Genomic DNA, 20,406 nt, shown 5'->3' with positions numbered 1-20,406 from the left:
AGAGACCACGCTTATTTGATCGCGAACTACCAGCTTAAACATGGAATTTATCAGAGCATAAAAAGCTTTTAGATTGACGAAAAATTGCCAATCGTCGTATTGTCTTAATCGCTGCGTATATACATCACTTCCGTAAAGAGAGGCTGAGCAATCCCAGAGTTTGCTTGTTCTGGTTCACAGGGTAAGATTTTTCATTGACCAACAAATATTAATGCTTTTATTTTTGTTGATCCCTAATAATCTCGATTTCCTCTGCTATCTTTAATCAAAACCGAAAAAAATTAGCTTATCGTTCCTGATACTAACCGTAATTGCGAGTGACGGAGCACGTACTATTTCAAATGTGCTGCATCGCCGAAGGGTTACAGGCTGACGAATAAGCGCGCTTAGTTCATCAGGAGCAGAGGATGTTTTTCAAAAATAAAGAGGTAATAGCTGAAAACTTACGTTTGAAAAAGGAGATTGAGGCATATCAAACAGTTCAGGAGGAGCTGCGCGAAGAGATGCTTTATATAGAATTAAACCCTGACGGTAGGGTTAATGCTATCAACGACTTGTGTTCTCAGGCAACTGGTTACTCAATAGGTGAATTAGAGGGAAAGTCTCTAGAGAGATTGATGAGCCAAAGTGCGCTTAGAAAACCTGCTGGACAGGATATGCTCGGTGCGATTAAAACGCATCGTCATTGGCATGGAGCAGTCAGTTTTTTAGATGCGAAAGGTCAAGAAATGTGGGTACGCGGTATTGTGCAGCCCGTTGATGACGCGAACGGTAACGTAAAATATATCGCCTTCTACATGGCAGAACAAACGCGAAACATCACTTTTAGCAACGAACTGCGCGATATGATTGCTGCGCTCCACCGCTCATCTGCTGTGATTGAGTTCAATTTAGATGGAACGATAATAACAGCGAATGACAACTTTCTTAAAGGTATGGGGTACTCCCTAGAGCAGATAGAAGGTAAGCATCACAGAATGTTTTGTACCGAACAAGAAGCTAATTCAGAAGAATATAAACATTTCTGGCGGGACTTAGCTGAAGGGAAATTAGAATCAGGTAGGTTTAAGCGAATAGATAGCCGGGGCAACGAAGTTTGGTTAGAAGCGTCGTATAACCCAATTAGAAATGAAGACGGAAACCTTTATAAAGTCGTTAAGTTTGCCACCGTCATTACTGAGCAAATGCAGCGTGAGTTTGCAATTTCTGAAGCGGCTAATGTGGCATTTAATATCTCGCAAGAGACAGGAGAGCAAGCCCGCAAAGGTAATGAAGTGCTTAATGCCACAGTGAAAGCAATGAATGAGCTCACCACTCAAATGGGCAATGCGAGCGAAGGCATCAAAGACCTCGATGAGCAATCACAAAAAGTTGCCGATTTGGTACAAAGTATCAGTGGAATTGCTGATCAAACCAATTTGCTCGCGCTTAACGCCGCTATTGAAGCCGCTCGCGCAGGTGACCAAGGTCGAGGGTTTGCTGTTGTTGCCGATGAGGTAAGGCAGTTAGCTTCACGAACAAGCAGTGCTACAGAAGAAATAGTCAACGTTGTTGTAGAGAACAGAAAACTTACTGAAAATGCCGTTCAGCTTATTGAAGCAGGACAGGAAAAAGCCCGCGATGCATTAGAATATTCAACGCAATCAGGTAACGCGATGGGTGAAATTCAAAGTGGAGCGAATGAGGTAGTTAACGCTATCGGACAGTTCACGAAACGTCTATAGATCAGAGCGCCTACCATTCGTGTTGGGCGTGTTTATACGTTTAAATATACTCAATCGTGGTGCTTGTTTGCTCGCACCATGGTTGAACACCTCCCCCGTTTTGGTGCACAAAACCTTTCTTTAGGCTGTAAGTGCCTAGCTATATTTTTCAGTATTTCTTTAAAAATCATACGGTTAAATTTTTGGCACGTTGACTGCAAATACATACGTGCAAAACAACGTTGCCGTACAAGGCTGCGAATGCGACACGACTGCTTATGCATCGTGTAATGCACAACATTTTCCATAGTGTGAATAAGAAAAATTATTAGGAATCAGTGGAGAACGGTAAGGAAGCTCCAACTTCTCCAGCATTTATGGCAAATGATAATAATAAGAAAAGATGGTTTTATTAAGCTAAAGCTTTTTTATAACCTCCCTTTAAGATGAGGTGTGTGAGCGGGAATTCCTGACTTACCAATAACAACTTGATGCGTTAGTAATTACTCCGATGTTACTAACACGGCAACGAAGCCCACCGTGCTAGACATGTAAATGTCTATAGCTGGTGGGTTTTTTTTTGGCTACGAGGAACACGTATGACTGGGTTAAAGACAACATCATTACTAAAACGCTTTAGAACGGTGGGCGCGAGCGTTTGTGCTGCACTTGTCGTTTCTGTAGCAACATTTTCAACATCTGTTTCAGCACAAGCGCCCGCAGTAGGATGGCCAGAGAAAGAAGAACTGAAGTTTGGTTTTATTAAACTGACTGATATGGCGCCGCTTGCTGTGGCGTATGAAAAAGGCTTTTTCGAAGATGAAGGGCTATACGTCACATTAGAAGCGCAAGCAAACTGGAAAGTGCTGCTAGACCGGGTTATTGATGGCCAGCTAGATGGCGCTCACATGCTTGCAGGTCAACCGCTTGGCGCGACTATTGGCTTTGGTACGGAATCCCATGTAGTTACTGCGTTTAGCATGGACCTAAACGGAAATGGCATTACCGTATCAAACGAGATTTGGGAGAAAATGAAGGCGTACATTCCACAGGAAGATGGCAAGCCTGTACACCCAATCAAAGCTGATTATCTTAAACCGGTTGTTGATGAATACCGCAACGCCGGTAAACCTTTCAATATGGGCATGGTATTTCCTGTTTCTACCCACAACTACGAGCTGCGTTATTGGCTAGCAGCAGGTGGCATTCACCCAGGTTATTACGCCCCTCACAAAGGTGATACCGCAGGCCAAATCGATGCACAAGCACTATTGTCTGTAACGCCACCACCACAAATGCCAGCGACTATGGAAGCAGGCACTATTTATGGCTACTGCGTAGGTGAACCATGGAACCAACAAGCGGTATTTAAAGGTATCGGTGTACCTGTAATTACCGATTATGAGATCTGGAAAAACAACCCTGAAAAAGTGTTTGGTGTAAGCCAAGGTTGGGCTGACAAGTATCCAAATACTCACATACGCGTGGTAAAAGCCTTAATTCGTGCAGCAATGTGGTTGGATGAAAACGACAATGCTAATCGTCCTGAAGCAGTAAAAATTCTTGCTAAAAGCAACTACGTTGGCGCAGACGAAGACGTACTGGCTAACAGCATGACGGGCACCTTTGAATACGAAAAAGGCGACAAGCGTGACGTGCCAGACTTCAATGTGTTCTTCCGCTACAACGCTACTTACCCGTACTACAGTGATGCAATTTGGTATCTCACACAAATGCGCCGCTGGGGACAAATTTCAGAAGCTAAGTCTGACGATTGGTACAAGGAAACGGCCAAAAAGGTCTACAAGCCAGAAGTTTATGCCCAAGCTGCTAAAGCGCTTATCGCTGAGGGTAAAGCAAAGGCATCTGATTTCCCTGAGTTTGGAACGGAAACAGGTTATAAGCCGCCTCAGAGCGAGTTTATTGATGGCGTAACGTTTGATGGAAGCAAGCCTAACGCTTACTTAGAGCAATTTGATATTGGTCTTAAAGGCGACACTGTTCTGTAAGTGTCTCGTAAAGTTGCCTCGTCGACCCTCAGGTGAGACGGGGCATTCAAAGCGCAATAGCGCACATTAAATATCAGGAGCAAGCAATGAGCAAGATGACAACCATTCTTCGCCTTCCATCATCGCCGTCAAACGCAAACTCTTTATTGAGTCGTTTATATCAATCCACGCCTGCGTTGTTGCTGCCTGTAATCGGCTTGCTGATGTTTCTGGCCATTTGGAATGGCGTTGCAAAAAGTATCGATACATCGTTAGGCCAATTTCCAGGCCCTGCACAAGTTTTTGAACAAGCGGGTGCTTTAATAGACGAGCATGTCGCCCAGCGTGAAAAGGCAGATGCTTTCTATCAACGTCAGGAAGAACGAAATGCAGCGCGTGTGGCGCAAGACCCTACTTATAAGCCTAAGATACGAGACTTTACCGGTGCGCCCACGTTCTTCGATCAAATTTGGACCAGCCTCTACACCGTTATGGTTGGGTTTTTTATTGCATCAGTAGTTGCAGTTCCATTGGGTATTTTGTGTGGTTTAAGCAAATCAGCCTACACGGCAATAAACCCGCTTATTCAATTATTCAAACCCGTTTCGCCACTAGCATGGTTACCACTAGTCACTATGGTAGTAAGTGCGCTTTATGTCAGTGATGACCCAGCGTTTTCAAAGTCGTTTGTTACTTCTGCTTTCACGGTCTCGCTTTGCTGCCTATGGCCAACCCTTATTAACACTGCCGTAGGGGTTTCAAATATTGAAAAAGATCTTATCAACGTGAGCAAAGTGCTGCGTCTTACACCTTTTGCTCACCTTACGAAAATAGTACTGCCATCTTCAATTCCAATGATATTCACTGGGCTTCGATTATCGCTTGGTATTGGTTGGATGGTACTCATAGCAGCAGAAATGCTTGCCCAAAACCCAGGGTTAGGAAAGTTTGTCTGGGATGAGTTTCAAAACGGTAGTTCAGAATCCTTAGCCCGAATCATGGTGGCAGTATTAACTATCGGTGTCATCGGCTTTGTATTGGACCGTCTAATGTTATCAATTCAGCGCGCGGTAAGCTGGGATAAGTCGAGCGTATTACGCTAATTTTGAGGAGAAATTTATGCATACTAAACATTTAGAATTAGAGCAGGTAGGTATCGACTTCCCAACTCCAAAGGGCCCCTTTACTGCGCTTCAAGATGTAAATCTTAAAATTAGCAAAGGTGAATTTGTTTCATTGATTGGTCACTCTGGCTGCGGAAAATCGACTGTGCTGAATATTATCGCGGGTTTACACCAAGCAACTTCAGGAGGCGTAATATTAGATGGCGCTGAAGTGAAGCAGCCTGGACCAGAGCGCGCCGTAGTATTTCAAAACCATTCGCTATTGCCTTGGCTTACGGTATATAAGAACGTTGAGTTGGCCGTTAAATCCACCATGCGAGGTAAGAGTAAAGGCGAGATGCGCGAATGGATCATGCACAACTTAGAGCTTGTACACATGACTCACGCACTCGACAAATTGCCAAGTGAAATCTCCGGGGGTATGAAACAACGAGTAGGTATTGCGCGCGCGCTGGCAATGGAACCTAAAGTGTTATTGATGGACGAACCGTTTGGCGCGCTTGACGCATTAACCCGTGCTCACCTTCAAGACTCGCTAATGGAAATTCATGCTGATTTGGGTAATACCGTCATCATGATTACCCATGACGTGGATGAAGCAGTATTGCTATCTGATCGCATCGTAATGATGAACAATGGCCCAGCAGCTACTATTGGCGAAATCTTAGATATTGAGTTGCCTCGCCCGCGCGACCGATTAGCGCTTGCCGACAACAAACAATATAACCACTACAGACATGAGGTATTAACCTTCCTTTACGACAAACAGAAGAAGGTTGAAACCGTTACTTCACGTACTAACAACGCATCATCAAAACCCAGCGGGGTGACATCTGAAAAAAAAGACACTAAAAAATCAGATGCTGCCTAGCACTATCGGCATCTGATAAGGGCGGTAGCTTTACCGCCTACAACGTATAACTTTCACTTTTTAACCGGCATTTTCATGCTGGCTGGGTAAGTGTTGGCTAATAAAAAAATTAAAATCAAAACCGATAGGGAACACGCATGAACACGTTTAAAAAACTAAGCATCAATATGTTAGCTGCCTCTGTTATGGCAGTACTAGGTGGCAGCGCGATTGCTGCTGATATTCACACCGCGCTAAGTGACTCAAAGGCATGGGCTGACCTAAACTTGCGTTATGAGGCCGTAGACCAAGACAACGCGCTAGAAGATGCAAGCGCACTGACCTTACGTACCCGTTTAGGCTTTAGCTCGGGGAGTGTTAATGGTTTCTCGTTTACCGCCGAAGTTGAAGATAGCCGCATTGTAATGGGGCAAGATGAGTTCACCGTAGGGCCTACTGGCTTCAATGTGGGTGAATACTCGGTAATTGCCGACCCTGAAACAACGGAAGTTGACCAAGCCTTTATTCAATACAAAACAGATGACTTTACCGCCAAGGTTGGTCGCCAGGTTATTACGCTAGATGACCACAGATTTGTTGGTCACGTTGGTTGGAGACAAGACCGTCAGACCTTTGATGCCGTAAGCGCAAAATATGCGGCAACTGACAATCTAGAGCTTTTCTATAGCTACTTATATAAGCGTAACCGTATTTTTGCCGAAGCTGCTGATTTAGATTCAAAAGATCATATCCTTCACGCTACTTATAAGTCGAAAATAGGTAAGTTTGTGGCCTACGCGTATTTATTAGAAGTAGATAATGATACAGACAATGCACTGGATACGTATGGCGTAAGCTATGATGGAAAGATGAAAGGTGACAGCATAAATTGGGCTTATGGCGCTGAGTTTGCTACGCAATCGAGCGAAGCTGGCGCAGGAGAAACAGCCACTGATTTCGACGCGTCTTACCTAAATGCCTATCTAGCCGCAACCTTCTCTGGTGTAACCGCTAAAGTCGATTATGAAGTACTAGGTTCAGATGATGGACTGTACGGGTTTGCTACACCTCTTGCTACTATGCACAAGTTCAACGGTTGGACCGATCAGTTTTTGGGGACACCAACACAAGGCTTACAAGACCTTAAGTTTTCACTTTCTGGCGGCCTAGCCGGTGGTAAGTGGCTTTTGGCTTATCATGATTTCAGCGCTGACGACAGCAGCAATGGTGTGGATGATTTGGGTAGCGAATTTAATGTTCAATACACTAAGAAATTTGCGGGCAAGTACAATTTCGGCATCAAGTACGGTACTTACGATGCGGGCGATATAAAAGTAGACGCTAATCGCTTTTGGATGTGGGTTGGTACGCGTTTTTAAGTGCTATGCGAATTAACTCTCAGACCTAACATAGCGCTATAGTTCCACCAAACTTTGATTGGCTAAGTCGTTATTGACTTAGCCAGCCTTTTTCAACGGCTATATCTAGCTGCTGCATAACATAGTCCCACAGTGCTGGCGCACAAGATTTCAAGTGTGCATTTCGCGCTTCAATTTTCTCTCTTGCAATACCGTGACGCTTCCAGCTTCCTCCATTGTCTTTCATATTTTGAAATACAGGAAGTACTCGGTCCATGGCTTTAGCAAATTCTGCATCGGCGGTTTCTGCGGCTTCAAACTCAAGCCATAAATCGAGCAGTTCGCTATCAAGTGGGCTTGGCAATAAGCCAAAAATGCGCTTTGCGGCCGCGAGTTCCTTCTCAGCTTGCGCGTCATGGTCGGCTTGCTGGTTAAACGCGAACATATCGCCAGCGTCAATTTCCACGATATCGTGAATAAGGATCATGCGAATAACTCGCGTGATATCAATTGGCTTGGCTGCATATTCACTTAACATGTTTGCCATTAATGCGACATGCCAGCTGTGCTCTGCGGAGTTTTCTTGGCGATAGTTATCACTTGGAAGCGTAATCTGGCGCTTAACCGCTTTAAGTTGATCCAGTTCACAAATGAATTCGGCAAAGTCGCTTACTGCTCGCATTCGGGGGCTCCTGGGCGTAAAAATGGGCGCCTTAGCGCCCATTCAATTATTGGGGGAAAATGTGATGCGTAATCGATAAAAAAACAATTACTTCTGTTCTGACAACCACACGATAAGGTCAGCGATGTCATCGTATGACATATCAGCGGTAAACGTTGGCTGATATTTACCGTTAATAATAAAGCTAGGCACACCTGTAAGGTGCTCACGGTACTCATCAATTTGCTGTTGGTTTTTGCGCACCATGCTATTAACGCCGAAGCTCTTAGCCATTTTATCAAACTCTGCACCGTCTACGCCATTAACCACGAAGATGTTGCGAAGGTCTTTCAGCCCTGTGATAGACGCGCGCTGTTTATGAATATAGTTAAAGATAGCACCATTCATTGCATCTTCTTGCTTCATTGCGCGGGCAATTAGCATAGCTTTAGTGGCATCGTCCTGAACTTCTGGGCCAGTAAAGCGCATAAAGTTTACGTGTACTTTATTGAACTTAGTACCGTCGCTTTTCTTTTCTTTAATTTGTGCAACGATTGGCTCGAACTGGAAGCAGTGAGGGCACCAAAACGAGAAGTACTCAGTAATTACGGGTTTATCTGTGGCTTCTTTATCAAGCACAGTATAGTGCGTGCCTTCTTTCCATTTAGACGCCGGCTCTTGAGCGCAAGCTGTTAATGGCAAAAGCATTGCCATGACAAACATTACTGCAAACTTTTTCATGGATTATGATCCTGTATTAAAAAAACGATTATCGATGTTGAGATTATCACAGGCTTGTTTGCTTAACTAGGACCTGTTTCGCAACAAAGTCTTAGTACGCGATGGGGTTAACATTACCTGCGATGGGATAAGCGATTGTCGCAGAATAAACCTCTTACCATGAATAGAATATGAATAGCATTTACTGATACGGCTAGAGTAGGGGGAGATAAAAAAATGTGCCGAAGTTTAAGCCTGCGGCAAAGAAGGGCGATGATAAGTAGAAGCAAAAGCTACAATAATAAAATATACGCCAAACTATTGAACGAAAAACGGCTACACCACTGTGTAGCCGATTGAATTGCTAGGCTTGGCCTAAATTAACTACATAGTATAGTTAACAGAAAGCAGCGCTCTTCGCTCCTGCCCCGCATAACCTACAATATCTTCATAGTCGGTATCGAATGCATTGTCGACTTTCAACGATACCTGCCACTGACTGTCGATTTGATAACCTACGTTAACGGTAGCAAGGGTATAAGCTGAAAGCGCTAACCTTTGAGATGGCTCAGGGAATGGTGGGAAGAAAGTGTCGTAACGGCTTCCGGTGTAGGCCAGCTTGGTGTAAAAGCTGAACTTTTCTGTACCAAAGTCAGTGGTATAAGTTATCGAGCCTTGATGGCGAGCACGACGTAACTCTGTGCTTGTGATACCACTGTCAGTTTGCTCAGCGTCTAGGTAGCTGTAGGCGGCGGTAAGGTCCCCATAGCCACTGTCCCAGTTTAGCTCTACATCAATCCCTTCCCGAGAACTTTCACCATCGATATTATCCGCACTGAACGCACCTAAGTCAGAAACATAAACAAAGCCGTTAATTTCGTCTTCAAGATCGGTGGTATAGGTACTGATTTGACCAGAAAGCGATTGCCAGTTGGCTTTAACACCTACTTCCCACTCTTCACTGGTTTCAGGCTCTAGGTTAGGGTTTCCGATGAAGCTTGCAGGGAAATAACCAAAGCGTTCAGTAAAGGTTGGTGTTTTAACAGCTCTACCATAGCTTGTGAAAACAGCGTAGTGGTCGTTAAGTTGCCATGTCAAACCGCCGCGATAACTTACGGCATTGTCGAACTCACTATTGTTGTCGAACCTTGCGCTTAATGTTGCCGTTAGCGACTCGGTAAACTGACTGTTTGTTTCTGCAAATACGCTGTAGGTGTTGTCGTGTTGTTTTTGGTTAGGATCGCCAAATACAATAGGGCCGCGCTGGTCAAAAAGGCGCTGTAGATATTCAACGCCGCCTGCAAAATCCCAATTGTCGATGGTGTAAAAACCGGTCCAGTTTAATTCAATACGCTCACCCGTGGTGCCGCCTGTATCAGTACCCGATTCAGTATTATCGTTTTCATCTTTACGATAGTGTGCACTTAATGCCGAACGGTAGCCTGTGTTTTCAGGGGCAAATTCCCATCTTAATTTCGCACTAACTTGTGTGCCATCTGTCACGTTATCTGTATCAGCGGGAAGGCCGGTTATTACAAAGTCAGTACCGTCATAGTCATTTTCATATTGAACAGTACGTAAATTCGCGATGAAGGTGTGCTCGGTGGTGGCGGCATAATTGAGGTTTATGCCAGCAGTCATATTGTCATAGCCATCGTCTTCGTTACCAACGCGAGATACGTTATCTCCGTCAGTCCTAATATAGCTCGCGTAGGCAGACACTCCCACGTCATCGCTCTGTGAGCGCGCATTCATGCTGCCCTGAAGGGTACCTTGAGAGCCAATGCCAGCTGAAAAATCTACGTGAGAAACATTGTCGGCAAACTGGCCAGATTTAGTGGTAATGCTCAGTACACCACCAATTGCACCGCTACCCCACCTCGCACTTTGCGGGCCGCGAAGTAGCTCAATGCGCACTACGTTGGCGCTAGTAAGATGAGCAAGGTCAACAAGACTCCCTTGGCCTACATCGTTGGCAACAACACCATCAATTAAAACAAGTAGATGGTTGGTTTCACCGCCGCGCACGCGCAGCTCTGTTAAGCCACCAGGACTGCCTGACTGAGACAAGCTAACGCCCGGTAGGCCGCGAATTAGTTCGGTAAGTTGAAGTGCGCCCGAAGCTTTAATGTCGCTTTCAGTCAGCACCGATACTGAGCCAGGCAGTTTAGTTAGCGAAATAGGTAAACGGGTGCCGGTGACGGTTAGCGTTTCAATATCTTGGTTTGAAGTTTGCGCGAAGGCAGATGTGCTTAAGCACGAAATAACTGCAGCGCTAAGGGCTGCTTTAGTAAAATGTGTACGCATGGTTTTTATATTATCTTTGATGCGCTCCACCCGAGCACATGATGAGTGAAAGTGCACGTTGTTACTTATTCTTTTGAATAGGAGCAAAAAACGACACCATGAAGTACAGGCCGGTATCCGGGCTTACTCGCCAATACCGATAAGGTAATGGCTCTTTTGCCTTCCCATCTAGTGGCGTCTGATTGCGCTGAAGCGCGTTGACGTATAAAAGACAGTGGCGAATGAAAAGAAAACGACAATGCGTTGAGTTTACCGTTGCGGGGGCAGCATCAGCTTTTCACTGATTTCCCGTTTAACTATTGTCACAGTAGTAGTTATGGAGCGCGACAAAAGCACCTACACAGCGCGATTATATAGAACTTAAAAAGTGATAGCGAATACGGTTTCTTATAAATTACGCTTTTTCGATTTGTATAAAAATATCGAAAAAGCGCTTTGATAAGTGATGTAAAAGTTGGATCAGTAACCTAGTTTCAACGGGGGCTCTTGGAGTGCAGATAGCTGTTCTTTAAGGGCAAGTATTTGGCCTTCCCAATATTTGTCTTCAGCAAACCAAGGGAACGCACGAGGAAACGCAGGGTCTTCCCACCGACGAGAAAGCCACGCCATGTAATGCACCATGCGCATTGCTCTAAGCGGTTCGATAAGCGCTAACTGAGCCGTATCGAATTCGTGAAATTCTTCGTAGGCCTCTACTAGGGTATCTAGCTGCAAAAGCTGCTGTTGGCGGTCGCCACTTAACATCATCCATAAGTCTTGAATAGCGGGTCCCATACGGCAGTCATCTAAGTCAACGAAGGTTGGACCGTCGCGCCATAGTATATTGCCTGGATGGCAGTCACCGTGTAAACGAATATTCGATGTTGGCTTATACGCTTGTTGGGTGGCCTCAATAACTGGATTGAGTATGGCAAAAAAGGCCGTCTTTAAATGCTCGGGTAGCAGTGTGCTTTGCAACAGAACCTGTTTGGGCTCATCAAGGTAACTTTCAATGTCAATTGAGGGGCGATCTGCAAACTCTTTAGCTGACGCAACGCGATGGATACGACCAATAAAACGCCCCATCCATTCGAGCTGATCAAGGTTGTCGTTTTCAAATTGTCTACCGCCTACCGAAGGGAATAGCGTAAATCGATAGTCAGTCTCTGCCACCGTATGATGATGGAGTGTTTTACCGTTTAAAGCTAAAGGTGCAGCCAATGGGATTTCGTTATCCATTAGCTCTGCAGCAAACGCGTGTTCTTCAAGAATTTGCGCATCTGTCCATCGACCTGGGCGATAGAATTTTGCCACATAGCGCTGACCGTCTTCAGCCAAAAATTGATAAACGCGGTTTTCGTAGCTGTTGAGCGCTAGCAGGCCGCTTTGAAGAAAAATGCCCTGACTTTCCAGGGCATCTAATATGGTGTCTGGGCTAAGCCCAGAAAAAGAAAAATCTGTCATCGATAAAGGAACTTCGTTGGTTCATCAACCGTAACCGTTTCCCCATCAATAGTGGTGGTTACACTGATAAAAATATCGGTAACCGTATCTTCCAGATTATAAGCGTCCGTTGCAACAGAAATCGGCGTACTGTAAACCGCACCACCTTTAACTGTTACTTCTTGCTCGCCTATGTATTCGTAGTCAGGAAGACCTTTTACAGCAATAGTATACGTTTGCTCTTGCTGGGTTTTGTTGAGCACTTTTATGGTATATACGTTTTCAATAAGCCCTTCATTGGTCTCGCGGTACAGTGAGTTTCTGTCGCGGATGATGTCGACTTCAGTTGGGCTGCGTGTCCAAATATTGGCGAACAACAAACCCGTCATCACCAGAAGAACGACAAAGTAACCAATTAGTTTAGGTCGAAAAACGTGAGTCTTACCACCAGCAAGTTCTTCCTCTGAGGTAAAGCTTATCAAGCCTTTGGGGTAGCCCATTTTATCCATTACGCCATTACAGGCATCAACACAGGCACCGCAGTTGATGCACTCGTATTGAAGGCCGTTGCGAATATCAATACCGGTAGGGCAGACTTGAACACATAAATTACAGTCAATGCAGTCACCTAAGCCTTTTTCCTGCACCTGTTCGTGACTGAGCTTTCGAGGGCGTGGGCCGCGCTGTTCGCCGCGTTTTGCATCGTAAGATACGGTAAATGTATCTTTGTCGAACATGGCAGATTGGAATCGTGCATAAGGGCAAATGTGGGTACACATGATTTCACGCATGTAGCCTGCATTCCCGTAGGTACAAACTGCAAAGAAAATAACAGAAAACCCTGCCCAGAAACTGGTATCGAATGTGACGAAATCAACAAACAGAGCATCAATTGGCGTGAAGTAGCCGACAAAGGTTAGCGCAGTTAATAGGGCTACCAATACCCAAGCGGTATGCTTCGCCGTTTTACGCAAAAATTTATCTGCATCCATTTTACGCGCATCTAGCGCTATACGCTTGTTACGCGGGCCTTCGAACTTCTCTTCAAACCATGTGTATATGTATACCCATGTCGTTTGTGGGCACATAAAGCCACACCACACTCTACCTGCGAAGGTGGTGACAAAAAACAATGCAAAAGCGGAAACAATGAATATATAGGCCAGTAAGGTAAGGTCTTGAGGCCACAAGGTAAGCGAGAAAATAGTAAAACGTTGCTCGCCAATATCAAGCAGTACGGCCTGATGGCCGTTGTACTGAATCCATGGAATGATGGCAAAAAGGGCTAAAAAGAAAAGACCGAAGAAACGTCTAAACGTTTCCAAGGGGCCCTTTACGGCGCGCACATAAATACGGCTACGGGAGTCGTGACGTTTACCCTCTGTGGCTCCTTTGGGTTTATGTACTTTTACCGGTGTTACGTTTTTGACCGGTATTTGTTCATTCATAGCTTAACCTTATGTGACGTAACAAACTGCTTGTGCAGTATAACCGCGTTCAACACGTCATATTTAATATAGATCAATAATGCGGCGTATGGTCTATCTTTTTAAACTTTCAGTCAATACTGAAAGTTCAGAAAATAATACTGGTGGCTTGTTATTTTTCTTTTGCATTATGTCATTTTGTAAATTTCTACATACAGCGACATGGCTAATAAGCGTAAAATTGAATAAATGGTTAGCCCTAAAAAGTGTCGGTCGAAAAAGTATACAAGTTATACCTTAGTATAAACTATCGTGTTTACAGTAAGTTAGATAACACACTACCATGCAGCGCAATTATGTGGCCAATAAGTGTCCAAATCATGTACAGTGAACCTTGTTGTAATACAAATTAGCAAAGCATTTATTAAGTATATTGTTGGTGAAAAGCGCACAAAGTAGGCGCTATTTGTTGTAAACCCCTATCAAAGTTAGCTGAGAAGTTATGTTACGGTTCTTTATTATCGCTGCGGAAATTATTGTTTTGGTAATAGTGCTGCGCTCTCCTTTTGTCCAGTATTTATTTGAAGATATTCAAAACTCTGTCTCTGACTGGCTGGTGTCCATTGCCACCCTTCCAGAGCGAAAAGAGTTACGTAGTTTGCAAGATAAAATAAATATTGAACTAAGCCCTTTGAAACCTTACCAGCAAAGCTACGTTAAACTAATTACCGCCGATGCTGCAAGCGTAAAACGCTTTCACCACACCTATTGTGAAAACGATGATATAAACCCTAATTTTACGGGAACTAAACGCGCAAAACTGTGCCTAATCATTAAGCAGTCGCCGGTTATGCAAGTTTCAAAGTGACATTAGCTTTTTGAGTAAGAAAAAGTTAAATCTAAAACTTTTCTAATGTTTTTTTGATTAATAACTTTCTCAACGCTTGCTAACTTAAGGTTAAACGACTGAATTTAGGAGCATGAAAGTGAATAAATTACGTACTTTTTCTTGTTTAAGTTGCGCCGCAGCCGTAGGGGCTCTAGTTGTTTTTGCGCCAACCCAAGCCGCTGAGGTAGAGATAACATGGGAAGAGCCAGAATCTTACAGCGATGTCAGGCCAGCCAATGAATCTCGTAAACGCTTTCGTGAGCGAACTTTAAAAGACTTAGAAGAACACATTACAGAATTAGCTAGCGACCTGCCCGAATCACAGGTACTGTCGATGACGGTGACAAACGTTGATTTGGCTGGTCAAGTTTGGCCGAGCCAGTTTGTAGGTTTTGGCAGCGGGGCTGGCAGCGATGTGCGAATAATTAAACGCATAGATATTCCAAGAATGACGTTTAGTTACTCACTATCTAATTCTGATGGTCAGGTCATTTTAAGTGGTGAGGATGTGAAGCTTAAAGACATGGACTTTATGGAGTCGAATATTCGTCACAACCGCACCGAGTCGTTATCGTACGAGAAAGCCATGCTAAACGACTGGTTTGCTGATACGTTTTCCACACAAGTCGCGGCAAACGATTAATACCTCTTCGTAAAAAGGTAATAAAAAAGGTCACGTGTAGTGACCTTTTTTGTGTTTTTAGTCCAAGTTTGTTGGGCTAAGAAAGCGTATATAGCTTACAGGTAATCAAACTCATTGCCTGAAATAGCAAGTGTGCTTTCAGGGCCTGCTTTGTAAGCGGCTTTATGTGCGTCACGGCGTACTAAGATACGTTCCATATAGAAGTCACGTGTCTTCATCTTCGAAGCGGCAAGTACCGTATTGCCCGATGCCTGAGCTTTGTCAGCCATGCTGTACCAAAGTACACCAATCAATGAATAGGCGCTGTATGCCAAGTAATCGCAGGCAGCTGCTGCAGCGGTGGTTGCATCCATACCTAAGCAGTCTGCTGAAGATGCACGCCAATCATCAAGAATACCTTGAGCCAGACCTTTCGCTTCACTGTCTTGAATGTCGCTAACTAATGCACTAAACGCTTTATAAGTAGCTTCCATCATTTGTCCGCCATCGCGGGTAAGCTTACGGCCGATAAGGTCTAGGGCCTGTATACCGTTCGTTCCTTCGTACAGCATTGCAATGCGCACATCGCGCATAAGTTGCTCCATGCCCCACTCACGAATAAAACCGTGACCACCGAATACCTGTACACCTAGGCTAGTCGTTTCAAGGCCCATATCGGTCATAAAGGCTTTACAGATAGGCGTTAAAAACTGAAGTATTTTGTCGGCATCTTCTTTTTCTTGGCCCTCACCAAGCTTTTCTACGTCCATAAATTTAGCGTAGAAAAGTGAAAGTGCACGGCAACCTTCAATCAATGATTTCTGTGTAAGTAGCATACGCGCTACGTCAGGTTGAAATACGATTGGGTCTGCTTTGCCCTCTGGGTTTTGGATACCCTGAGGTGCGCGAGACTGCACACGCTCGCGTGCGTAGGTTAGCGCGCCCTGGTACGAGGCTTCTGCGGCACCTAAGCCCTGAAGACCTACCTGGAATCGGGCGTCGTTCATCATAGTGAACATGCATGCGAGGCCTTGGTTTTCTTCACCGACAAGGTAGCCTGTTGCACCGTCGAAGTTCATCACACATGTTGGGCTCGCTTTGATCCCCATTTTGTGTTCAATGCTTCCTACTGAAAGGCTGTTCGCCTCACCTGGCTCATTGCTAGCATCTGGAAGGAATTTAGGCACTAAAAACAGGCTTATACCTTTAACACCTTTTGGTGCGTCAGGAAGGCGAGCTAGCACAAGGTGAATAACGTTCGAGCTCCAGTCTTGATCACCAGCAGTAATAAATATCTTGTTACCGGTTACTTTGTAGCTACCGTCGCCTTGTGGCTCAGCTTTAGTGCTAAGCAAGCTCAAATCGGTTCCCGCGTGAGGCTCGGTCAGGTTCATTGTACCTGTCCACTCACCGCTGATTAGCTTAGCAAGGTAGATATCTTTCAATTCTTTACTGGCGTGCTTAGTAACCGCAAGCGTGGCGCTTTCGGTAAGCATGGTGGTTAAGCGCCAGCTTAAGTTCGCCGCGTTTAGCATTTCGTGAACAGGCACCGCCATAGTGTACGGCAAGTCTTGCCCGTCGTACTCGGCAGTGCCTAGCATTGCGTTCCAGCCGTTAGCAACGTATTCCTGATAAGCATCTGCAAAGCCTTTAGGTGTGGTAATTTTACCGTCTTCAAGCTTACAGCCTTCCTCATCGCCCTCACGGTTAAGAGGGGCAACCACATCCAACGCAAACTTTGCGCCTTGCGCAATAATTTCATTGGCTAGTTCGCTATCAAAGTCGCTGATACCGAGCTTTTCGTAGTGAGCATCAAGTCCAAGCCAGTCTTTTAATAAGAACTGAAAATCAGTTGTAGGGGCGTGGTACAGAGGCATGGATGACTCCTTTTTCAAACAAGTGTTTTAATTTTGCCTATTATAGTCACAAAAAGCGTAGTCCGAATAGTCCGTTAAAGGAAAGTTAATAATAAATTTGGATGATGTGGCAATGAGAGCAGCTCATTAAAATGCTGGTGATGATGTCTCGTGTGTCACTGTTAATATAGAATGGTGAACACAAATGCTTAGCTAGCTTGCAATTCACATTCTCACTGGCATGCTTAGCCTACATTGAAACAACGCATACGCACCAGCAACACGGTACATAAAGATATGAATTCAGATAGCGCGAAGAAAAATATTGAATATAGTAGTAATGAAGCGCAGGCCCCGATTTGTATAGTCACAGGCGGAAGCTTGGGTATCGGTTTCGCGGTATGCAAGTTGTTTAGCGAAAATGGCTATCAAGTGGTTAACTTAGATATAAGAGACTTTGAGCAAGCTGTGCCTAACGCTATTTGGAAGCCTTGTGATGTAAGCGTGGTAAGTAACGTTGAAGCTGCAATCGATGAAGTTATGACGGCTTATCAACGCATAGACGCGTTAGTGTGTAATGCTGGTATCCACGTGTCTGCAACTATTGAGGATACCGACGAAGCCTTGCTTGATAAGGTACTTAGCCTGAACGTTAAAGGCGCCTATGGCGCAATTAAATCTTGCTTGCCGACGATGAAAAAGCAGGGTAGTGGAGCCATTGTGGTGATGGGATCTGATCAGTCGTTTGTAGGAAAGCGAAACTCCTTTGCCTACGGGGTAAGTAAAGGTGCGCTGGCGTCTATTGCAAAAACCACGGCACTTGATTATGCCCCATACAACATTCGCGTGAACGCGGTATGTCCAGGCACCATTGAAACCCCTTTATTTCATAACGCGATTGACAATTATGTAGCTCGCTCTGGTGTAAATAAAAGTGAAGTGGTAGCCGAAGAAGCTGCAGCTCAGCCCATTGGGCGATTAGGTCAGCCAGAGGATGTAGCGGAACTGACCTATTTTTTATGTAGCGACAAGGCGTCTTTCATCACAGGAAGTTTGTATGCTGTGGATGGGGGCTACACGGCTCAATAGAAAGGGCGAGATAAATAGAGCTCAACACAAGCGGCGCAAAAAGAAACACAGAAGGCGCAGCTCACTAGTGAGAGCGAAATAGGAACACAGCAAGTAGGTGATGTAAAAAACGCCACAGTTAACCGTACAAACTTTGGGTTAAAAAATAAAAAATGATTCAGCATTCACAAACGTGGGTAGACCCTCATATTCATCTTTTTGCTTTAGATGAAGGGCAGTACGATTGGCTAAAACCCACTAATGCGCCTTTTTGGGCTGATAAGAAAAATATTGCCAAAAATACCACAGAGGCGATGCTTCATCGCGCTTCTCTAGGACAGCTTTATGGGTTTGTGCATATTGAAGCTGGCTACGATAACAGTAGACCGTGGCGAGAAATTGCCTTTCTAGAGCGTCATTGTACGCTGCCATTTCGCTCGGTTGGTTGCATAGATTTAGCTGGCTATAGTGTTGGCAGTCATATTGACAAGCTAGAACTTTACCCCTCTGTACGTGGCCTTCGCCATATTTTAGATGACGACGCTGCAACGCTTTTGCGCGCCCCTAAAGTAAAGTGGGCGCTTGGTCACATGGCTTCTAAAGGCTTGTCTTTTGATGCTCAGTTAAATATTGCGGATACTAACGCCGTAGTTGCATTGCTTAACGTATTAGAGCAAAACCCAGCTTTGAAAGTAGCAATCAACCACGCCGCTCTTGCGCCACTTGATATAAAGAGCTTTGCGTTTAAAACCTGGCGGCAGAATATCCGCGACTTGAGCGAAATCGGGCAGGTTGCGTTTAAGTTTTCAGGGTTAGAAATGCAAGAGCGGAGGTGGCACTGGCAGCGAGCCAACTATATTTTTGAAACCTTATTGGAAATAGTTGGCACAAATCAAATCATGTTTGCGAGCAACTTCCCTTTGTGCCAGTGGCGAATGCCTTATGCTGCGCTTTGGCATGGGTTCTCAGATATGATAGCGCCGCTTTCTGAAATTCAAAAAGCGGCGCTGTTGTCTATAAACGCTAAGCAATGGTACGACATCGCTTAAGCGCTAGCTCGAAACAAACCTCACAGCTTATTTCGGCGTTGTTAAACTGCACAGGTATCTTTTACAAATACCTAGCGCAGATACTTTGCACAGACACCTTACACAGGTGCTTTGCGTAGGGACCGTGCAGGCTCACCAGTGTGCCTGTATGTAACTTTGCTATTTAAGTTCCGTTACTGTCATGTGTGGCGAGCGGTAAACCACCTCATCGTTTAGGTCGATACCAATTCCCGGTGTGTCGGGCGCTTCTATAAAGCCGTTAACTGGCTGAGGGTCCTGAATACAAAGCTCACGGTTCCAGTCTTTGATGGCATAGGTGTGATGCTCGTGGATTAAAAAGTTTGGAATAGCCGTTTCTAAATGCAAACTTGCCGCCGTAGCAACTGGGCCGCCGCAAACGTGAGCCTGAATGCGAACGTCGTAAATGTCGGCATAGTCGCATACCTTTTTCGCTTCTGTGAAACCACCGCAAAGGCCAACGTCAGGTTGAAGTACATCAAGAGACTGGTCTTCAAGGTACGGGCGTACGTCCCAGCGGTGATATAAGCGTTCACCGCCCGCAATCGGCACGTTGACGTTTTTCGCCACTTTGTCGTGAAGCTTAGAGTTAAGGTAATTAACCGGCTCTTCGTAATACAAGCAGCCAATCTCTTCTACAATATCGCCCAGCTGAATGGCTGTTGATGCACCTAACAAGCTGTGACATTCAAAGATAATGTCGCCATCTTCGCCCATGGTGTCTCTAATCGCCTGAAGGCGAGCTTTGAAAAGTTTAAGCTCGGGCTTAGTAAACAGCTTGGTTCTGTCAAAGTGGGTGTTGCCATCTTTATCGTAAACGATGGGATCAACTTTCACGGCGTCGTAACCGTCTTTCAGGGCTTTTTCAGTAGCGCGAGCATAATCTGCTGGGTCATTAAGTTTGGTGACTTCTTTATCCCAGTCAAACTGTAGCTGGCTGGCATAGCTGCGGAGCTTGCCATTTGTTTTACCACCAAGGAGTTCATAAACAGGTAAGCCAAGTGCTTTGCCTTTAATATCCCAAAGCGCGGTATCAATGGCGCTCATTGCGGCATAAATTACCGGGCCGCCGCCTAGTCCCCAAAAGCCTTCGCGCAGCATTCTCGACCAAAGCAACTCAGTGTGGAAAGGGTTAAAGCCAATTAGCATGGCTTCGGCAATTTCCTTAATCATATGCGCTGCGGCGCTGTGCCCCCAGTCATAAGCAAGCCCTGCTTCACCTACGCCAGTAATGCCTTCATCGGTATAAACACGCACAAAAACAGGGTTCCACTGCGGGCGTTTAGGGCATTCGATATCAAAAATTTCTACTTTGGTGACTTTCATGTGTTAAAACAATTCCTG

The 20,406-nt window shown here is 45.0% G+C and carries 16 protein-coding genes and 1 riboswitch; of the genes, 9 read left to right on the top strand and 7 right to left on the bottom strand.

Going from position 1 to position 20,406, the window contains the following annotated elements; all coding sequences use genetic code 11:
* Positions 1-407 precede the first annotated feature (407 nt).
* The 5 genes from ACYX4N_RS17965 to ACYX4N_RS17945 all read left to right on the top strand — a co-directional run bounded on the left by ACYX4N_RS17965 (position 408) and on the right by ACYX4N_RS17945 (position 7,044).
* Positions 408-1,724 carry a methyl-accepting chemotaxis protein gene (locus ACYX4N_RS17965; protein ID WP_476054998.1) on the top strand — a complete coding sequence of 439 codons (1,317 nt, stop codon included), beginning with the start codon at positions 408-410 and terminating at the stop codon, positions 1,722-1,724.
* A 578-nt stretch (positions 1,725-2,302) separates the two neighbouring features.
* Positions 2,303-3,712: a CmpA/NrtA family ABC transporter substrate-binding protein gene (locus ACYX4N_RS17960; RefSeq protein WP_476054997.1), complete on the top strand. Its 1,410-nt coding sequence runs from the start codon at positions 2,303-2,305 to the stop codon at positions 3,710-3,712.
* An 86-nt stretch (positions 3,713-3,798) separates the two neighbouring features.
* Positions 3,799-4,794 (top strand): ABC transporter permease, encoded by a 996-nt coding sequence (locus tag ACYX4N_RS17955; RefSeq protein ID WP_474853610.1) that lies wholly within the window; start codon positions 3,799-3,801, stop codon positions 4,792-4,794.
* A 16-nt stretch (positions 4,795-4,810) separates the two neighbouring features.
* Positions 4,811-5,686 carry an ABC transporter ATP-binding protein gene (locus tag ACYX4N_RS17950; RefSeq protein ID WP_474808744.1) on the top strand — a complete coding sequence of 292 codons (876 nt, stop codon included), beginning with the start codon at positions 4,811-4,813 and terminating at the stop codon, positions 5,684-5,686.
* Between the two features lie 137 nt (positions 5,687-5,823).
* Positions 5,824-7,044: an alginate export family protein gene (locus ACYX4N_RS17945; RefSeq protein WP_476054996.1), complete on the top strand. Its 1,221-nt coding sequence runs from the start codon at positions 5,824-5,826 to the stop codon at positions 7,042-7,044.
* 70 nt (positions 7,045-7,114) lie between these two features.
* Here the strand turns inward: ACYX4N_RS17945 and ACYX4N_RS17940 are convergent, their stop codons facing one another.
* The 5 genes from ACYX4N_RS17940 to ccoG form a co-directional block, all read right to left on the bottom strand.
* The gene (locus tag ACYX4N_RS17940) at positions 7,115-7,705 is read right to left on the bottom strand and encodes an HD domain-containing protein (RefSeq protein WP_476054995.1); all 591 of its coding nucleotides are present in this window, start codon (positions 7,703-7,705) and stop codon (positions 7,115-7,117) included.
* An 87-nt stretch (positions 7,706-7,792) separates the two neighbouring features.
* Positions 7,793-8,425: a thiol:disulfide interchange protein DsbA/DsbL gene (locus ACYX4N_RS17935; protein WP_476054994.1), complete on the bottom strand. Its 633-nt coding sequence runs from the start codon at positions 8,423-8,425 to the stop codon at positions 7,793-7,795.
* Positions 8,426-8,788: 363 nt separating this feature from the next.
* Positions 8,789-10,711 (bottom strand): TonB-dependent receptor plug domain-containing protein, encoded by a 1,923-nt coding sequence (locus ACYX4N_RS17930; RefSeq protein ID WP_476054993.1) that lies wholly within the window; start codon positions 10,709-10,711, stop codon positions 8,789-8,791.
* A gap of 91 nt (positions 10,712-10,802) precedes the next feature.
* Positions 10,803-11,066, bottom strand: a riboswitch (cobalamin riboswitch).
* A 104-nt stretch (positions 11,067-11,170) separates the two neighbouring features.
* A complete protein-coding gene (locus ACYX4N_RS17925) occupies positions 11,171-12,154 on the bottom strand; it encodes a serine/threonine protein kinase (RefSeq protein WP_474808738.1) in 984 nt (327 codons plus the stop codon).
* Positions 12,151-13,581 carry a cytochrome c oxidase accessory protein CcoG gene (gene ccoG, locus ACYX4N_RS17920; RefSeq protein WP_474808736.1) on the bottom strand — a complete coding sequence of 477 codons (1,431 nt, stop codon included), beginning with the start codon at positions 13,579-13,581 and terminating at the stop codon, positions 12,151-12,153. Before ccoG ends, ACYX4N_RS17925 begins: the two co-directional genes overlap by 4 nt.
* A 481-nt stretch (positions 13,582-14,062) precedes the next feature.
* Here ccoG and ACYX4N_RS17915 point away from each other — a divergent pair, with 481 nt between their 5' ends.
* Both ACYX4N_RS17915 and ACYX4N_RS17910 read left to right on the top strand, forming a co-directional pair.
* Positions 14,063-14,428 (top strand): hypothetical protein, encoded by a 366-nt coding sequence (locus ACYX4N_RS17915; protein WP_474808734.1) that lies wholly within the window; start codon positions 14,063-14,065, stop codon positions 14,426-14,428.
* Between the two features lie 118 nt (positions 14,429-14,546).
* Positions 14,547-15,092: a DUF3016 domain-containing protein gene (locus tag ACYX4N_RS17910; RefSeq protein ID WP_179982362.1), complete on the top strand. Its 546-nt coding sequence runs from the start codon at positions 14,547-14,549 to the stop codon at positions 15,090-15,092.
* 95 nt (positions 15,093-15,187) lie between these two features.
* On the opposite strand, the gene ACYX4N_RS17905 is transcribed toward ACYX4N_RS17910, so the two are convergent.
* Complete coding sequence (locus ACYX4N_RS17905) at positions 15,188-16,948, bottom strand: acyl-CoA dehydrogenase family protein (protein WP_476054992.1); 1,761 nt, start codon at positions 16,946-16,948, stop codon at positions 15,188-15,190.
* Between the two features lie 276 nt (positions 16,949-17,224).
* Between ACYX4N_RS17905 and ACYX4N_RS17900 the strand changes: the two genes are divergently transcribed.
* Both ACYX4N_RS17900 and ACYX4N_RS17895 read left to right on the top strand, forming a co-directional pair.
* Positions 17,225-18,016, top strand: a complete 792-nt coding sequence (locus ACYX4N_RS17900) for an SDR family NAD(P)-dependent oxidoreductase (RefSeq protein ID WP_476054991.1) — start codon at positions 17,225-17,227, stop codon at positions 18,014-18,016.
* Between the two features lie 152 nt (positions 18,017-18,168).
* Positions 18,169-19,044, top strand: a complete 876-nt coding sequence (locus ACYX4N_RS17895; protein ID WP_476054990.1) for an amidohydrolase family protein — start codon at positions 18,169-18,171, stop codon at positions 19,042-19,044.
* A 159-nt stretch (positions 19,045-19,203) separates the two neighbouring features.
* Here the strand turns inward: ACYX4N_RS17895 and ACYX4N_RS17890 are convergent, their stop codons facing one another.
* Positions 19,204-20,388, bottom strand: coding sequence for a mandelate racemase/muconate lactonizing enzyme family protein (locus ACYX4N_RS17890; protein WP_179982367.1), 1,185 nt, complete (start codon positions 20,386-20,388; stop codon positions 19,204-19,206).
* Between the last annotated feature and the right edge of the window lie 18 nt (positions 20,389-20,406).

The sequence above is a fragment of the Alteromonas sp. ABH4_452 genome (assembly GCF_056311825.1).
Note: the sequence above shows the minus strand (reverse complement) of the source record. Positions and strands in the feature narration are given on the sequence as shown.

What these genes read in the sequence shown, in the direction of transcription:
- ACYX4N_RS17965 (WP_476054998.1), top strand. Translation starts at nt 408, where the DNA reads ATGTTTTTCAAAAATAAAGAGGTAATAGCTGAAAACTTACGTTTGAAA.
- ACYX4N_RS17960 (WP_476054997.1), top strand. Translation starts at nt 2,303, where the DNA reads ATGACTGGGTTAAAGACAACATCATTACTAAAACGCTTTAGAACGGTG.
- ACYX4N_RS17955 (WP_474853610.1), top strand. Translation starts at nt 3,799, where the DNA reads ATGAGCAAGATGACAACCATTCTTCGCCTTCCATCATCGCCGTCAAAC.
- ACYX4N_RS17950 (WP_474808744.1), top strand. Translation starts at nt 4,811, where the DNA reads ATGCATACTAAACATTTAGAATTAGAGCAGGTAGGTATCGACTTCCCA.
- ACYX4N_RS17945 (WP_476054996.1), top strand. Translation starts at nt 5,824, where the DNA reads ATGAACACGTTTAAAAAACTAAGCATCAATATGTTAGCTGCCTCTGTT.
- ACYX4N_RS17940 (WP_476054995.1), bottom strand. Translation starts at nt 7,705, where the DNA reads ATGCGAGCAGTAAGCGACTTTGCCGAATTCATTTGTGAACTGGATCAA.
- ACYX4N_RS17935 (WP_476054994.1), bottom strand. Translation starts at nt 8,425, where the DNA reads ATGAAAAAGTTTGCAGTAATGTTTGTCATGGCAATGCTTTTGCCATTA.
- ACYX4N_RS17930 (WP_476054993.1), bottom strand. Translation starts at nt 10,711, where the DNA reads ATGCGTACACATTTTACTAAAGCAGCCCTTAGCGCTGCAGTTATTTCG.
- ACYX4N_RS17925 (WP_474808738.1), bottom strand. Translation starts at nt 12,154, where the DNA reads ATGACAGATTTTTCTTTTTCTGGGCTTAGCCCAGACACCATATTAGAT.
- ccoG (WP_474808736.1), bottom strand. Translation starts at nt 13,581, where the DNA reads ATGAATGAACAAATACCGGTCAAAAACGTAACACCGGTAAAAGTACAT.
- ACYX4N_RS17915 (WP_474808734.1), top strand. Translation starts at nt 14,063, where the DNA reads ATGTTACGGTTCTTTATTATCGCTGCGGAAATTATTGTTTTGGTAATA.
- ACYX4N_RS17905 (WP_476054992.1), bottom strand. Translation starts at nt 16,948, where the DNA reads ATGCCTCTGTACCACGCCCCTACAACTGATTTTCAGTTCTTATTAAAA.
- ACYX4N_RS17900 (WP_476054991.1), top strand. Translation starts at nt 17,225, where the DNA reads ATGAATTCAGATAGCGCGAAGAAAAATATTGAATATAGTAGTAATGAA.
- ACYX4N_RS17895 (WP_476054990.1), top strand. Translation starts at nt 18,169, where the DNA reads ATGATTCAGCATTCACAAACGTGGGTAGACCCTCATATTCATCTTTTT.
- ACYX4N_RS17890 (WP_179982367.1), bottom strand. Translation starts at nt 20,388, where the DNA reads ATGAAAGTCACCAAAGTAGAAATTTTTGATATCGAATGCCCTAAACGC.